The organism is Hoyosella sp. YIM 151337 (assembly GCF_026041215.1).
In the GTDB taxonomy this organism is placed as follows: domain Bacteria; phylum Actinomycetota; class Actinomycetes; order Mycobacteriales; family Mycobacteriaceae; genus Hoyosella.
Map to the genome: position 1 here is coordinate 42,699 of NZ_JAPEIQ010000033.1, position 14,831 is coordinate 57,529.

At 64.6% G+C, this 14,831-nt stretch carries 13 protein-coding genes; 6 read left to right on the forward strand and 7 right to left on the reverse strand.

What is annotated here, in order from left to right:
- The first annotated feature begins 85 nt into the window (after positions 1–85).
- On the forward strand, positions 86–2,089 hold the full coding sequence (locus tag ONR57_RS17230; RefSeq protein ID WP_265124759.1) for a thioredoxin domain-containing protein: 2,004 nt from the start codon (positions 86–88) through the stop codon (positions 2,087–2,089).
- On the opposite strand, the gene ONR57_RS17235 is transcribed toward ONR57_RS17230, so the two are convergent.
- From ONR57_RS17235 to ONR57_RS17245, 3 genes are all read right to left on the reverse strand, one after another.
- Entirely contained in the window at positions 2,086–3,144 is a 1,059-nt protein-coding gene (locus tag ONR57_RS17235) for a 3-deoxy-7-phosphoheptulonate synthase (RefSeq protein WP_265124888.1), read from the reverse strand. The genes ONR57_RS17230 and ONR57_RS17235 overlap by 4 nt on opposite strands.
- 400 nt (positions 3,145–3,544) lie before the next feature.
- Positions 3,545–5,122, reverse strand: coding sequence for an ABC transporter permease (locus ONR57_RS17240; RefSeq protein ID WP_265124760.1), 1,578 nt, complete (start codon positions 5,120–5,122; stop codon positions 3,545–3,547).
- Positions 5,119–6,063 carry an ABC transporter ATP-binding protein gene (locus ONR57_RS17245; protein WP_265124761.1) on the reverse strand — a complete coding sequence of 315 codons (945 nt, stop codon included), beginning with the start codon at positions 6,061–6,063 and terminating at the stop codon, positions 5,119–5,121. Before ONR57_RS17245 ends, ONR57_RS17240 begins: the two co-directional genes overlap by 4 nt.
- Before the next feature lie 106 nt (positions 6,064–6,169).
- On the opposite strand from ONR57_RS17245, the gene ONR57_RS17250 reads away from it, so the two are divergent.
- A complete protein-coding gene (locus tag ONR57_RS17250) occupies positions 6,170–6,784 on the forward strand; it encodes a TetR/AcrR family transcriptional regulator (protein ID WP_265124762.1) in 615 nt (204 codons plus the stop codon).
- Here ONR57_RS17250 and ONR57_RS17255 read toward each other — a convergent pair.
- The gene (locus tag ONR57_RS17255) at positions 6,777–7,403 is read right to left on the reverse strand and encodes a hemolysin III family protein (RefSeq protein ID WP_265124889.1); all 627 of its coding nucleotides are present in this window, start codon (positions 7,401–7,403) and stop codon (positions 6,777–6,779) included. The two genes, ONR57_RS17250 and ONR57_RS17255, sit on opposite strands and share 8 nt — an antisense overlap.
- A 235-nt stretch (positions 7,404–7,638) precedes the next feature.
- On the opposite strand from ONR57_RS17255, the gene ONR57_RS17260 reads away from it, so the two are divergent.
- Entirely contained in the window at positions 7,639–8,409 is a 771-nt protein-coding gene (locus ONR57_RS17260; RefSeq protein ID WP_308198706.1) for an isoprenyl transferase, read from the forward strand.
- Here the strand turns inward: ONR57_RS17260 and ONR57_RS17265 are convergent.
- Together ONR57_RS17265 and coaA are read right to left on the reverse strand one after the other, a co-directional pair.
- Positions 8,388–9,182 carry an SGNH/GDSL hydrolase family protein gene (locus tag ONR57_RS17265; protein WP_265124763.1) on the reverse strand — a complete coding sequence of 265 codons (795 nt, stop codon included), beginning with the start codon at positions 9,180–9,182 and terminating at the stop codon, positions 8,388–8,390. The genes ONR57_RS17260 and ONR57_RS17265 overlap by 22 nt on opposite strands.
- Positions 9,179–10,102, reverse strand: a complete 924-nt coding sequence (gene coaA / locus ONR57_RS17270) for a type I pantothenate kinase (protein WP_265124764.1) — start codon at positions 10,100–10,102, stop codon at positions 9,179–9,181. Before coaA ends, ONR57_RS17265 begins: the two co-directional genes overlap by 4 nt.
- A 150-nt stretch (positions 10,103–10,252) precedes the next feature.
- On the opposite strand from coaA, the gene ONR57_RS17275 reads away from it, so the two are divergent.
- The 3 genes from ONR57_RS17275 (at position 10,253) to ONR57_RS17285 (ending at position 14,503) form a co-directional block, all read left to right on the forward strand.
- Positions 10,253–11,467 carry a DUF885 domain-containing protein gene (locus ONR57_RS17275; protein ID WP_374116476.1) on the forward strand — a complete coding sequence of 405 codons (1,215 nt, stop codon included), beginning with the start codon at positions 10,253–10,255 and terminating at the stop codon, positions 11,465–11,467.
- Positions 11,468–11,596: 129 nt separating this feature from the next.
- Positions 11,597–12,898: a serine hydroxymethyltransferase gene (glyA, locus tag ONR57_RS17280; RefSeq protein ID WP_265124765.1), complete on the forward strand. Its 1,302-nt coding sequence runs from the start codon at positions 11,597–11,599 to the stop codon at positions 12,896–12,898.
- A gap of 300 nt (positions 12,899–13,198) precedes the next feature.
- A complete protein-coding gene (locus ONR57_RS17285; RefSeq protein WP_265124766.1) occupies positions 13,199–14,503 on the forward strand; it encodes a PhoH family protein in 1,305 nt (434 codons plus the stop codon).
- A 54-nt stretch (positions 14,504–14,557) separates the two neighbouring features.
- Here ONR57_RS17285 and ONR57_RS17290 read toward each other — a convergent pair whose 3' ends face one another.
- Positions 14,558–14,791: a hypothetical protein gene (locus ONR57_RS17290; protein ID WP_265124767.1), complete on the reverse strand. Its 234-nt coding sequence runs from the start codon at positions 14,789–14,791 to the stop codon at positions 14,558–14,560.
- Between the last annotated feature and the right edge of the window lie 40 nt (positions 14,792–14,831).

Below are 14,831 nucleotides of genomic sequence, written 5' to 3' on the forward strand. Positions count from 1 at the left end.
GGGCAATGGACCAGGTGTCGCCTCCGTGGTTCCGCGTCTCCACCGCCGCCCAGAGACACCGCCCTCAACGGACTACCGTGGAGCCATGGTCAATCGTCTCGGGGAATCGCAATCACCGTACCTGCGCCAGCACGCCGACAATCCTGTGCACTGGCAGGAGTGGGGAGAAGAGGCGCTCAGCGAGGCTCGGGAGCGGGACGTTCCTATCCTGCTGTCTGTGGGTTATGCGGCGTGTCATTGGTGCCACGTGATGGCGCACGAGTCGTTTGAGGACGCCGAGACCGCGGAGATCATGAACCGCGAGTTTGTGTGTATCAAGGTCGATCGGGAGGAACGGCCCGACATCGATTCGGTGTACATGGCGGCGACGATGGCGATGACGGGGCATGGCGGCTGGCCGATGACGTGTTTCCTCGCACCTGATGGCCGCCCGTTTTACTGTGGCACCTACTACCCGAAGCGTGCGCGCGGTGGTATGCCGTCGTTTACGCAGGTTCTGCACGCTATCGCCGACACGTGGCGGACGCGGCGCGCGGAAGTGGACCAGGCCGCGGCGTCCGTGCAGGAGGCGTTGCAGCAGAACGCCGGGGCGCTTCCGTCAGCGGACGTCGAGCTCACGGCTGGGGTGCTCGACAAGGTTGCGGACGCGATCGTCAGCGATGAGGACACGGAGCACGGCGGCTTCGGCGGGGCGCCGAAGTTCCCGCCGTCCGCGTTACTGGAAGGGCTGCTGCGCCACTACGAGCGCAGCGGCCGTCACCTGTCGACGATCGAGCGCACCGCCTCCGCGATGGCGCGGGGCGGTATTTACGATCAGCTCGGTGGTGGGTTCGCGCGGTACTCGGTGGACGCTGAATGGGTGGTACCGCATTTCGAGAAGATGCTGTACGACAATGCCCTGCTGTTGCGGTTTTACGCGCATCTCGCGCGGCGCACCAATTCGCCGCTGGCTGTCCGTGTCGCGGAGGAAACCGCGGAGTTTCTGCTCAGCGATTTGCGCACTGCCGAGGGAGGATTCGCGTCGGCGTTTGACGCGGATACCGAGGGCGTCGAGGGGTTGACGTATGTGTGGACGTCGCAGGAAATTATCGATGTGCTCGGCCTCGAGGATGGGTTGTGGGCGGCTGCCGTATTCAACGTGGGGTCGACGGGCACGTTCGAAGGCGCGCAGTCGGTGCTGCAGTTGCTGCAAGACCCTGACGATCCGGACAGGTTCGCTCGGGTGCGGGCCACGCTGCGGGAGGCGCGCTCGCGGCGTCCGCAGCCGGAGCGGGACGACAAGGTCGTGACGGTATGGAACGGTTTCGCGATCTCAGCATTGGCGGAGGGCGGAGCGGCGCTGGGGCGCCGCGAATGGGTTGCGGCGGCGCAACAAGCCGCGCAGCATCTGCTGGATGTGCACATCGTTGACGGGCGGCTGCGCCGGGCGTCACTGGCGGGCCGGGTTGGCCAGCCGGCGGCCGCGCTTGACGATCACGCGGCGTTCGCTCTCGGGTTGCTGTCGCTGTTCCAGGTGACGGGGGAGGAGTCCTGGCGCTCTGCGGCGCTGTCCCTGATCGATACCGCGATTGCGCATTTCGCTGACGACGAGGCGACGGGCGCCTGGTTCGACACGGCTGACGACGCTGAAGAGCTGATCACCCGGCCGCGCGATCCGCTGGACGGCGCCACCCCGTCGGGGGCCTCGCTGCTTGCGGACGCGCTGTTCACGGCAGCCGCGGTGAGCGAGCCAGACGCGTCGGCGCGCTACGCCGAGCTGGCTTCTGCGACGCTGCAGCGTGCCGCGATCGCGCTGGCACGCGCGCCGCGTTCGGCGGGCAACTGGTTCGCGGTCGCGGAAGCTGTTGCGCGGGGGCCGCTGCAGGTTGCGATCGCGCTGCCCGAAGGGGGCGACGAGGGCCTGCTGCGCACTGCACGGTCGCACGCACCCGGCGGTGCGGTTGTCGTGGCGGGGGCTGCCGACTCGACACCGCTGCTCGCTGAGCGCGCCCCCATCGACAACAAACCCGCGGCGTACGTGTGCCGCGGGTTTGTGTGTGACCGTCCCGTTGTCGATGAAGCAGCGCTGGTTGCGGCGCTATCCGCTTAATCCAGCGCGTTGCGCCGCTGCTGAACCGCGGTCGCGAGGGTTTCGAGCACTGCTTCGGTGGTGCCGAAGTCCATGCACGCGTCGGTGACGGACTGACCGTAGACGAGCGGGCCGGGGCCCGGTTCTTGCCGGCCCGCGACGAGGAAGCTCTCGAGCATGACACCGGAGATTTCGCTCGCGCCCGCAGCGACCATGTCGCCGACCTCGCCCGCGACACCGGCCTGGCGGACGTGGTCCTTGCCGGAGTTCGCGTGGCTCGCGTCCACCATAAGCCGCTGCGGAAGACCAACTTTGCCCAGCATCTGCGCAGCTGCGGCGATGTTGTCGGCACCGTAGTTCGGGCCGCCGCGGCCACCGCGCAGGATGAGGTGCGTATCGGGGTTACCGGTTGTCGACACAAGGGCAGCGCGCCCGTCGAAGTCGGAGCCGAAGAAGACCTGGGCCGCGCCGGCCGCGCGGCAGCCGTCGATCGCGACCTGAATGTCGCCGTCGGTGGCGTTCTTGAAACCGATGGGCATCGACAGTCCGGACGCGAGCTGCCGGTGCACCTGGCTTTCAGTGGTCCGCGCGCCGATGGCACCCCACGTCACGGCGTCAGCGATGAACTGGGGGCTCGTGGGCTCCAGGAATTCACATCCCACCGGCAAGCCAGCGTCGAGTACGCCGAGCAGGACTTCCCGCGCTAACCGCAGACCTCGCGGAACGTCGTACGTCTCGTCCATGCCCGGATCATTGATGAGGCCCTTCCAGCCGACCGTGGTGCGCGGTTTCTCAAAGTACACCCGCATCACAACGCACAGTTCCTTCTCGAACTGTGCGGCGAGAGGCGCGAGCTTTGACGCGTAATCGAACGCCGCGGCGGGGTCATGCACCGAACAGGGACCGGTAACAACGAGCAGGCGGTCATCAGTACCGGACACGATTGCCCGGACATCCATCCGGCTGTTCTCGACCAGCTCGGCACGTGTGTCGCCGAGGGGCAGCTCGTCGAGGAGCTCACGGGGTGTGGGCAGTGGGGCGATCGAGCGCACATGCAGATTGCTCGTCGGATGCAGCGAAGGCTGATTGCGGGACGGCGCAGATTGCTGGCTGCGCGCATCGGTGGGGACTGTCACGAGTGGCCTTTCTGGTGATTACATGGCGGCCACGCGCGGAAGTTCATCCCGGTGCCCGCCGAACTAGCGGACTGAGCGAGCGGCTGCGGCCGCTTGCCTGGGCTCCGGATTGGATGGTGATTGTCAGCGCAGACGACCACCAGCTCCACCCGGAGCCGGTGTAAAGCGCCAATACAACCTGGTTGAACTCACGCTTGTGAGGATAACGCAGTGTCCCGGAAACGTCAGCCCCGCAACTGTCCCAAACAGGAGGCAGGCTAAGTGCCGCTGCAGGGCATGCCGCCCGCCCAGACGTTTCGTACGGGTTACGAAAACGCTGGTCGGGCGGTCGCTCACATCGTTAACTACGCATGTCTCGACGGGTGAACCCGACTGCGGCAGCGACAGCCAAAGCCGCGCCGATTGTGATCAGCGACACATTCCATGCGACCGCTGGATAGCTCGCAACGTGGTCGAATACCGACCAGAAGACAGCCCATTCGGGGAGCGACAATGCGGGCCCCAGCACTGTCAGTATCGCGGTAATCGCATACACACCCCAAGCGAGTGCGGCGCCGCGTGAGGTCAGCGCGGCGCCCACTGCCGCGACCCCGCCGAGCACCATCACTGCCGGGAAATGCGCCAGAGAACTGGCACAAATGGCGGTGAGCGCAGACCAATCACCTGTCCCGGCGGCATACGCTGCGCCGAGAGCCAGGCCGCCAGTGGCGAGTAGGAGAAAGCCTGCAGTGAAGCCGGTGAGCACGTAGCTCGCGGCGACTGTCGCGCGACGCTGTGGTGCCGTGACAAGGATGGCGAGCCGTCCGGCTTCTTCATCGGCGTGCAGTCGCAATATCAGAGAGGTCGTGCACCCTGCTGCGATAAGGCCAACGATGACGAGGGAAAAGACGATGAACGCATCGCTCAGCGAGGTGCCGCCAAAGGAGGCGATGAGGTCGGTGGTCGCTTCCGAGCTCGCGGCGAAGTCGTCGGCGGTGGTTGCCATCGCACCGAACGCGCCCGAGAGGATGACGACACCTGCCGTCCAGGCGAGGATGCCGCCGCGCGCCAGACGCACCTGCAGGCCCATCGGCGTCGTTGCCCAGCGCGCGGCCCGCACCCGCCCAGGCCGCCCCGCGATGACGCCCGCACCGAGGTCACGGGTCGCGTTGAGCTGCCACGCCGCACCTGACGTCACGGCCGTGGCGCCGAGTAACAGCGCAATCGGCAGCCAACGGTTCGCGCCGAACGGTTCCGTGGACTGCGCCCAGCCAAGCGGCGAGATCCACGTCAAGATCGCGGCGGATGGCGCGTCGCTGACGTCGCCTATCGCCCGCGCGAGAAAGCTCACGCCCAGAACCGCGAGCGCTAATCCCGAGGCGGTGCGGGCACGTTCACTCAGTTGAGCGGTGCATGCCGCGATCGCGCCAAAGAAGGTGCTCGCAGCGAACAGCGCCGCACCATACGTCACCGCACCGAGGACGGAGGTGCCCGCCAAGACGAGCACTGCCGCGGTCGACACGCCCAGTAGCGCATTGAGACTGACAATCAGGACCGCGACCGCGACCAGTGGCGCACCCGCGCTGACGCGGCCCGCGCGCAGCACCTCCAGAGCACCAGCTTCCTCCTGTCCGCGCGTCAGGCGGACCGTCAGCAGGATGTTCGCCACGCAGGCCGCAAGCATGAGGAGCCAGCCGGTCTCGAAAATGATGATCCCGCCGAGCGTCGTCAATGCTGTAGGGGGTCCGTTGAACGCGATCTGCGCGGGAACGAGGTCCGCGATCGCCGCGTAGGCATCCCAGTCGGTCTGCGTGGGATACAGGCTTTTGATGGACGCGGCGCCCAGGGCGAGCAGTACGGGAATCAGCGACGCCCATAGGACCAGGCGAATACGGGTGCTGTGCAGCAGCAGGGTAGTCAGTGTTCTGGTCCCGGTCATCGGCGTGCGCTCTCTTTCGCGGGGGCTGCGGCCTCGTCCTCGTTCGCGTAATACGTCAAGAAGAGATCCTCCAGCGTGGGTGGCGTGCACACGAGTTCACGCACGCCGGCGCGGCTCAGCGCGGCGGTAATGGCAGGGAGTGCCTCCGGCTCTGCGTCGCAGGTGAGGCGGTACCCGCCGCCTTCAGACACAACGGTGACGTTTGTGACGCCATCTGCGCTGGCCAGCGCGTCGGGCGAGTGGACGGTGCGGGCCGTGACGTGTGTGCGGGCGAGGTGGCGGAGTTCGGCGAGTGTGCCGCTCTGCACGGTTCGGCCTGCCCGGATGATGGTCGTTGCCTCGCAAAGCTGTTCGACCTCGCTCAGGATGTGACTCGACAGCAGGATCGTCGCCCCGCGTCCGGCGGCTGCCCGAACGCACTCCGCGAACACCGCGTACATGAGGGGGTCGAGGCCCGTCGTCGGTTCGTCGAGTATCAGCAAGTCAGCGTCGGCTGCGAACGCGCCGATTAGCGCAACCTTCTGCCGGTTTCCCTTCGAATACGCGGACGTCTTCTTGCTGGGGTCGAGGGCGAAGCGCTCAATAAGCTCGTCGCGCCGCTGCTCATCGAAGCCGCCCCGGATGCGCGCGATGACGTCTAGGGTTTCCCCACCCGTCAGGCCCGGCCAGAACGCGACATCGCCGGGCACGTACGCGGTGCGGCGGTGAATCTCGAGCGCATCGCTGATCGGGTCGCCGCCGAGCACGCGGACGGAGCCGCTGTCTCTGCGGATCAAGCCGAGCAGGATACGGATCGTAGTGGACTTTCCCGCCCCGTTGGGGCCCAGGAATCCGTGCACGGTGCCGGCGGGCACCGAGAGCTCAAGGCCGCGGAGTGCGTGGGTACGTCCCAGAGTCTTGTGCAGTTCGCTGACGCTGACGGCTGGAGGGGAGACGTTCATGTTTCTCCTGAAAGTAACTAGCAAATGACAGTGACTGTCTAAAGTGAGCGTAGACTCGTGAACGTCAAACTGCAAGTGACTTTCAGAATTCGCTAGGATGGCTGTCATGTCGGTAGAGAGCGGCAGGCGGATAGGCCTGCGGCAGCGCAAGAAGCTCGCCGCGATGCATACGATTCAGCGGGTAGCGCTCGACCTCTTTGATCGAGAGGGCTACGGCAACGTGACGATCGAGCGCATTGCGGCGGATGCGGATGTCTCTCCGAGTTCGGTGTACCGCTATTTCGGCACCAAGGAGCGCCTCGTCACCTGGGATGAGTACGATCCCGAGCTCTTTGCTCTCATGCAGTCGGCCGACGGTGATGTCGGCACGGTGTTCGAGGCTCTCCGCGGCGGGATTGCCGAATTAGTCCGGGCCTGGCCAGAGAGCGAAGTCGACAACGTAACGCGGAGGATGCGTTACATCCTTGATGAGCCTGACGTGCACGCCGCGATGTTGCGCGAGCAGCACGAATTCGAAGTCGGGATCCGGCACATGCTGGCGCCGTATATCGGCGCGAAGCCGGAGTCGCTCACTGTGTGTGTGGCTGCAGCGACGACGCTCGCGTGCCTCACCGCGGCGCTGTACCACTGGGCTGACGCTGGATACAAGGATCGCCTCGCCGATGTTCTCGACGAGGCGATGAAGCTGGCGGGGCGCGCGGTCGTGGCTCAGGTCAGCTGAAGGCGACCAGCCAGACGGCGATGTAGTGGCATATTGCTGCGATGACCGTCGCGGCGTGGAAAAACTCGTGGTGGCCAAACGTTGCCGGCCACGGGTTCGGCCACTTGGTGGCGTAAAGGATTGCGCCGGCGCTGTAGAGGACACCGCCGACTGCCAGCAGAATCAGGGGTGCGGCGCCCGTGTTCGCGACGAGGTCTGGGATGACGAAAGCGACCACCCAGCCGAGCAGAATGTACAGCGGAACCCCGAGCCATGACGGCGACGACGGCCACAGCATCTTGAGTGCGACCCCCGCGAAAGCGCCGGCCCAGACGATCGCAAGCACCGTCCGCCCTGTATCCGGGCTCAGTGCGAGCATGCCGAAGGGCGTATAACTCCCCGCGATGAAGAGGAAGATCATGGAGTGGTCGGCACGCTTCATCCACGTGCGGGCACGGGCCGACTTCCAGTGCACCCGGTGGTACAGCGCACTGACCCCAAACACGCCGCACACTGTGACGCTGTAGATTGCGGTCGCGAGTAGTGCGCGCGGACTCGCCAGGGTGCCCACGACAGCGACGAGTGCGGTGCCTGTGATGACGGAGATCGCGAATGCGTAGAGGTGGATCCAGCCGCGCATTCGCGGCTTGACCGGCAGCAGTGCCTCGGTGATCGAAGTCAACGGACACCTCGCTTTCTCGGGTTCTGACGGTTGCCGTCGGCTACCTACGGTAGCGTAAGTTACGCGCGGGTAACCGGCAATGTGCTTCGGCGCACAACCTGATTTTCTCGTAAACCTTCGTGTGACATGTACGCGACTCGCGCTCACTCGGCGTAGGCTCCCAAGGCGTGGTGATCGCATTGGTGATAGTGAAGTGAAGATTCCGCATAATCCCTTGTATCGGCTGTATGAGCAGCGGCTTCTCCATCGCGTCGAGCATATGCAGCGGCCCAAACACATTGCCGTTCTGTGCGACGGCAACCGCCGCTGGGCCCGTGCCGCCGGATTCACCGACGTCAGCCACGGCTATCGGATGGGTGCGCGCAAGATTGCTGAGATGCTCCAGTGGTGCGATGAGGCTGGGATTGAACTCGCCACTATCTATCTGCTCTCCACCGAGAACCTGAGACGGGACCCAGATGAACTCGATGCACTGCTTGAAATCATCACCGACGTCGTCGAGGAGATATCAGGCCCCGACAAAAACTGGAGCGTCAAGATCGTCGGCGCGATGGATCTTCTTCCTGAAGCCGCAGCCAGGCGCCTCACGGAGGCCGCTGACCGTACCCAGGGGCGCGACGGCACCCACGTCAATGTGGCGGTGGGTTACGGGGGCCGGCAAGAAATCAGCGACGCCGTGCGCGGGCTCATCGCGCAGCACATGGCTGAGGGAAAAGCTGGCAACGAGCTCGTTGAATCCATCACCGTAGAGGGCATCGCGGACCACCTCTACACATCGGGCCAGCCCGACCCCGACTTGGTAATCCGCACATCGGGGGAGCAGCGTCTCTCCGGCTTCCTGCTATGGCAGAGCGCCTACTCCGAAATATGGTTCACCGAGGCGTACTGGCCCGAATTCCGGCGCGTCGACTTCCTGCGGGCGCTGCGCGACTACGGGGCACGTCATCGGCGTTTCGGCATGTGACCATCACTCACTCGATAGAGTTCGGGCCGCTTCGGTATCCGAAGATCTCCGGAAGAGCGTCCCCTGGCGCGGCGAACAGCCCACGGCGCGAAGAAGGTCACTACCCAATTCAGCTCAGCCCACGCGGCGCGCAGTCCTGCCGGTGGTGGAAGCAGTGGGTGCAGCGGGAGCGTCCAGCTGTCATCGCTGCCCGGAATGCCCAGTGCATGCGCGACGGCGTCGGCGATGCGTTGATGGCCGAGTGGGCTCGCGTGCAGGCGGTCCGCACACCACAACCGCGGGTCTGTCACGATCTCGTGTTCTGATGTCTCCGCGACGATCACGCCATAGCGGCGGGCTGCCCCGCGGATGTGCTGATTGAGCGCGTGTACGCGGCCGCTCAGTGGCCGCGCCAGCGGCGTGATCCGCGCGACGTCCGGAAATGTCAGTGTCGCCACCACCGCGCCTTGCGCCGTGAGTGCCGCGAACATCGTTGCTAAATGCTCGGCCACCTCGTCGGCATCGAACCGCGGCCGCAAAATGTCATTGACACCGGCCACCACCGTCGCGAGATCTGGCCGCAGCGAGAGTGCGGGGTCGAGCTGCTCGTCACGCACTTGGCTCGCAAGCTTGCCGCGCACAGCGAGGTTCGCGTATTCCAGCTCAGGGTTCCGATTCGCGATCCGCGCCGCCAGCCGGTCGGCCCAGCCGCGCAAACCGGTGAGTTCGTCACCGTCCCCGATACCTTCGGTCTGACTATCACCAAGGGCGACGAAGCGGGAGAAACCCTTCACAGTTTCCGCAGCCGCACCCGGTTCACGCGATGGTTGCTGTCCTTGCGCAGTACCAGCGTCGCGCGCGGGCGCGTCGGAAGGATGTTCTCTACCAAGTTCGGTTTGTTGATCGTGTCCCATATTTCCTTCGCTTTCGCGCGTGCCTCAACGTCATTGAGACTCGCGTAGTGGTGGAAATGTGAGCGCGGATCCGCGAATGCGGTCTTTCGCAGGGTCAAGAAGCGCTGTACGTACCAGTTTTCGATGTCCTCGATCTTGGCGTCCACGTAGATCGAAAAATCGAACAGATCAGAGACCATCAGCGTCGGGCCGGTCTGCAAAACGTTCAGCCCTTCGATGATCAGGATGTCGGGCTGACGGACGACATGCCGTGCGCCAGCCACAATGTCGTACAAGTGGTGCGAATAGACAGGTGCTGACACTTCGGATGCCCCCGACTTGACGTCCGTGACAAAGCGCAGCAGCGCGCGCCGGTCGTAGCTTTCCGGGAAGCCTTTGCGCTGCATAATCCCAAGCCGGTTGAGTTCCTTTGACGGGTAAAGAAAGCCGTCCGTGGTGACCAGGTCGACACGCGGGTGCCGGGTCCATCGGGCCAGAAGCGCCTGCAGCACACGCGCTGTCGTCGATTTGCCGACGGCGACACTGCCCGCAACACCGATCACAAATGGCACCTGCTGCCCAGGGTGTGCCTCGCCGAGGAACGTTGCCGTTGCCGCGAACAAACGCTGGCGAGCGGCCACCTGCAGGTGGATGAGCCGCGACAGCGGCAAATAGACTTCCTCGACCTCAGCGAGATCGATCTGCTCACCGAGACCGCGCAGCCCACGCAGCTCATGCTCGGTGAGGACCATCGGCTGCGACTTGCGCAGCGCACGCCACTGGTCACGCTCGAGCGCGACGTATGGGCTGGGCTCACTCATAGCAGCACGCACGACGCGGAAACTGTGCGATCGTCACACACGGAACCACTGTTCGGACTGATGGCCAGACCCCCTGTGCCGCGGTAGGTATCCTTCGCAACGAATCCTAACCTCAGGGCAGTCGCCCGGTTACGACTAAGGTCGGTTGGCATGGAATCTCGACCGGGTAACCCCTCCGCCATGCATCCAGTGGTGCGTGAATATCTGCTGCTGGGTTTGCGATTTGACCGGATCGAAGAAGGTTTCGTCGACGCTTACACCGGCGATCCCGATCTGCGGCGCATCGTCGCGCAGGAACCCCCGCCACAGCCAGCGGACCTCGCGGCTCGCGCGGAGCAGCTCCGCGCGGATGTGCAGGGCAGCGGATTGAGCGCGGCGCGGCAGCGCTTCCTTGACGTGCACCTGCGCGCCCTAGCGTGCTCCGCCCGCAAGTTCGCGGGGGAGGACGTTCGATTCATCGACGAAGTCAACGAATACTTCGATGTGCCGATCAGCCTTGGCAACGAAGACGACTACCGCGGCGCACACCGCGCGCTCGACGACGTACTGCCCGGCTCCGGGGACTTGCGCGAGCGGATGCGCACGTACCGGTCCGGGGAGGAAATCCCGCCTGAGCGGCTCAGCGAATGCGTGGACGCTTTCGCCAGCGCGCTTCGCGACCGCGTCCGGACGCGATTCGGACTTCCGGACAGAGAACGGATCGACTTCGAGATCGTCACCGATAAGCCCTGGTCAGGATTCAATTACTACCTCGGTGATTTCCGGTCGAGGGTGGCGATCAATGCCGACCTCAAACAACACTTGTCAGGGCTGCCACATCTGATCGCGCATGAGGCATATCCAGGGCACCACACCGAGCATTGCCACAAGGAAGCCGGAATTGTGGCACAAGGTGAGCACGAGCAGACGATCTTCCTGGTGAACACGCCCCAGTGCCTGATGGCGGAAGGCCTCGCCGATCACGCGCTCTCCGCTGCGGTTGGCCCCGGGTGGGGCGCCTGGGCCCAGGAGATTTACGCAGATCTCGGACTCCGTTTCGACGGTGAACGCGCCGAACGTGTGTCAGGGGCAATCGCGGGGCTGCTCGGTGTCCGTCAAGATGCGGCGATCCTGCTGCACGATCAGCACCGCCCCCACGACGAGGTCGCCGCGTTCCTGCAGCGCTGGTCGCTCGTAAGCCCCGAACGTGCGCGGCAGACACTGCGGTTCCTGACATCACCGCTGTGGCGCGCCTACATCAGCACCTACGTTGAGGGTTACCGCCTGCTCAGCGCATGGCTGGATTCACGCGATGCCAGCGAGCCGCGGTCGGAACGCTTTCTGCGTTTGCTCGACGAACCGCTGGTCCCGTCTCAGTTGCGCTAAGCCCCAGAGCCGCGAGCCGCCACGTTTTCACCTGCTTGTTTCGCCCAAGTACACTGGTTCAGTCATTCCGGGGACGCCCCCAGACACGTGACCGCACCTTCGCCGGACCGACTATCGGGAGATTGGCTAATGACTGCTGCATCCGTTGCCGCTTCGAGTTTCACCGCACCGCTTGCGGAACTCGACCCTGATGTTGCGGCGGCAATGGCGGGAGAGCTTGCGCGACAGCGGGAGACGCTCGAGATGATCGCGTCGGAGAACTTCGTGCCGCGCGCAGTGCTGCAGGCCCAGGGGTCGGTACTGACGAACAAGTATGCCGAGGGATACCCAGGCCGGCGTTACTACGGTGGCTGCGAACACGTCGACGTGGTCGAAAATCTTGCTCGTGAACGCGCGAAAACCCTTTTCGGTGCGGATTTCGCCAACGTACAGCCGCACGCGGGCGCCCAGGCGAACGCTGCTGTGCTGCATGCGATGATGAAGCCCGAGGAACGTTTGCTCGGCCTCGATCTCGCGCACGGCGGTCACCTCACCCACGGCATGCGGCTGAACTTTTCTGGCCGCTTGTACGAGGTCGGTTTCTACGGTGTTGATCCTCAGACGTTCCGCATCGACATGGACGCCGTGCGTGAAAAGGCGCTGGAGTTCCGCCCGAAGGTGATCGTGGCGGGCTGGTCGGCGTATCCCCGTCAGCAGGACTTCGCTGCTTTCCGCGCGATCGCCGATGAGGTTGGCGCGTACCTCTGGGTTGATATGGCTCATTTCGCGGGTCTTGTCGCCGCCGGGCTGCACCCGTCACCCGTTCCGCACGCTGACGTGGTGTCAACGACTGTTCACAAGACGCTCGGCGGGCCTCGGTCGGGCATGATTCTCGGCAAGCAGGAATGGGCGAAGCCCATCAACTCCGCGGTGTTCCCGGGCCAGCAGGGCGGACCGCTGATGCACGCGATCGCCGCGAAGGCCGTTGCCCTCAAGATCGCCGGAACCGAAGAGTTCCGCGACCGTCAGCAGCGCACCCTCGCCGGAGCGCAGCTCATCGCGCAACGGCTGAGCGCGCAGGACGTCGCCGACAAGGGTGTCACGGTCCTCACTGGTGGCACGGATGTGCACCTTGTGCTCGTTGACCTGCGCAACTCCGAACTCGACGGCAAACAGGCTGAAGACGTCCTGCATGAGGCTGGGATCACTGTCAACCGCAACGCAGTGCCGTTCGACCCGCGCCCGCCGATGGTGACGTCCGGTCTCCGCATCGGCACCGCAGCGCTCGCGACACGCGGATTCGGCGATGCGGAGTTCGAGAAGGTAGCTGACATCATCGCCGCTGCGCTCACCGGCAGCCGGGAACTCTCCACACTGCGCAACGAAGTCTCCGAACTCGCACGCGACTTCCCGTTGTATGAGGGCCTCGAAGACTGGCGCTTGCTGGGCTAGAGCTGCTGTGGAAATCTGCCTCCGGAAAACGGAGGCAGATTTCCACAACCCGCGCTCCAGCGTGACCAGCTGCAAGACACGGTTCACGAAACGTTCACAAACGCCTACCGCAGAATCGTGAATTCCCCCTGTACCGTCGCAAGTGCAGGCAGCTCCCCTTGCTTGCCCGGGAGGTTCTAGTCGTGACTGTGACGATCAGCGCGAGAGGGCCGGCACCCGGTCCTCGCGGGTACACCGCGTAGGACGGACTGGCCGCTCGAGAGATGCTCGCTGGGGTGCCCGGTGGGCCGAGGAGCACACGTGACCGTGAGTGATTCCGCGCGTCCCGCCCGCACATACGTCCTGGACACCTCTGTCCTGCTGTCCGACCCTCGCGCGCTCCTTCGCTTCGATGAGCACAAGGTGGTTCTGCCACTCGTGGTCATCGGCGAACTCGAAGCGAAACGCCACCATCCCGAGTTGGGGTGGTTCGCACGCGAGTCTCTTCGGTTCCTCGAGGACCTGCGGACACACTATGGGCGTCTCGACAACCCAGTGCCAGTCGGCAACAGCGGCGGCACAGTGCGGGTGGAGCTCAACCACACTGACCCCGCCGTCCTTCCCGCCGGTTTCCGGACTGATTCGAACGATTCACGAATTCTGGCGTGTGCGCTGAACTTGGCCGCCGAAGGTGAAGACGTGGTCCTGGTCAGCAAGGATATTCCGCTCCGTGTCAAAGCGGGGGCGGTGGGCCTCAGCGCGGACGAATACCACGCGCATGATGTCGTGATCTCCGGCTGGACCGGAATGACGGAAATCGACGTCGACCGGACGCTGATCGATAACCTCTTCACTGATGGGGAGATTGACCTCGACGAGGCGCGCGACTTGCCCTGCCACACCGGCATACGGCTGCTGTCTCCCACGTCAAGCGCACTGGGCCGCGTGACGGCCGACAAGCGGGTACAGCTGGTGCGAGGTGACCGTGAAGCATTCGGGCTGCATGGCCGATCTGCTGAGCAGCGCGTCGCGCTCGACTTGCTGCTCGACGAGTCAGTGGGAATCGTCTCGCTCGGTGGGCGGGCGGGCACCGGAAAGTCGGCTCTCGCGTTGTGCGCCGGCCTCGAATCAGTGCTTGAGCGCGGCAATCACCGCAAGGTCGTCGTGTTCCGGCCCCTTTACGCGGTCGGCGGCCAGGACCTTGGGTATCTGCCCGGTTCAGAAAACGAAAAAATGGGGCCCTGGGCGCAGGCCGTCTTTGACACGCTCGAAGGACTCGCCAGCCAGAACGTGATCGACGAGGTGCTTTCGCGGGGAATGCTGGAAGTGCTGCCGCTCACGCACATCCGCGGCCGAAGCTTCCACGATTCCTTCGTGATCGTGGATGAGGCACAGTCACTGGAACGGAACGTGCTGCTCACTGTGCTGTCACGTCTCGGAACTGGCTCCCGCGTCGTGCTCACCCACGATGTCGCGCAGCGTGACAACCTGCGCGTCGGCCGTTTCGACGGCGTTGCCGCAGTCATCGAGAAGCTCAAAGGCCATCCACTGTTCGCGCACATCACCCTGACGCGCAGCGAACGGTCACCGGTCGCCGCGCTCGTCACGGAGATGCTTGAACAGTAGGGGGTAAAGCGACCGTGCCCCGGGATGAATACGCTCCCGGGGCACGGTACTAGATCACTCGTCTTCGAGGTCAGGCACTTCCACGTCCTCCGGCGGTTCACCGAAAGACAACGTGTCGAGCTGTTCAAGGCTGCCCGACTCAGAGAATGTGACGAGGAGTGATTCCAGCAAGCCGGTCGTCAACTGGCCGAAGATCTGGCCGAAGAACTCGCTGCCGCCGGGAATCAACTCCAGGAGATCACCGCCGCCGCCGAGGAATCCGCCGATAAGGTCGTCGAGGAAATTCACGCGTTACTCCGTTCCGTAGTCACGTGTGCCGCAGACGATC

Excerpts from the sequence above, each read along its gene's own strand:
- coaA (WP_265124764.1), bottom strand. The coding sequence starts at position 10,102 with ATGAGTGAGCCCAGCCCATACGTCGCGCTCGAGCGTGACCAGTGGCGT.
- ONR57_RS17250 (WP_265124762.1), top strand. The coding sequence starts at position 6,170 with ATGTCGGTAGAGAGCGGCAGGCGGATAGGCCTGCGGCAGCGCAAGAAG.
- glyA (WP_265124765.1), top strand. The coding sequence starts at position 11,597 with ATGACTGCTGCATCCGTTGCCGCTTCGAGTTTCACCGCACCGCTTGCG.
- ONR57_RS17240 (WP_265124760.1), bottom strand. The coding sequence starts at position 5,122 with ATGACCGGGACCAGAACACTGACTACCCTGCTGCTGCACAGCACCCGT.
- ONR57_RS17275 (WP_374116476.1), top strand. The coding sequence starts at position 10,253 with ATGGAATCTCGACCGGGTAACCCCTCCGCCATGCATCCAGTGGTGCGT.
- ONR57_RS17230 (WP_265124759.1), top strand. The coding sequence starts at position 86 with ATGGTCAATCGTCTCGGGGAATCGCAATCACCGTACCTGCGCCAGCAC.
- ONR57_RS17255 (WP_265124889.1), bottom strand. The coding sequence starts at position 7,403 with ATGCGCGGCTGGATCCACCTCTACGCATTCGCGATCTCCGTCATCACA.
- ONR57_RS17245 (WP_265124761.1), bottom strand. The coding sequence starts at position 6,063 with ATGAACGTCTCCCCTCCAGCCGTCAGCGTCAGCGAACTGCACAAGACT.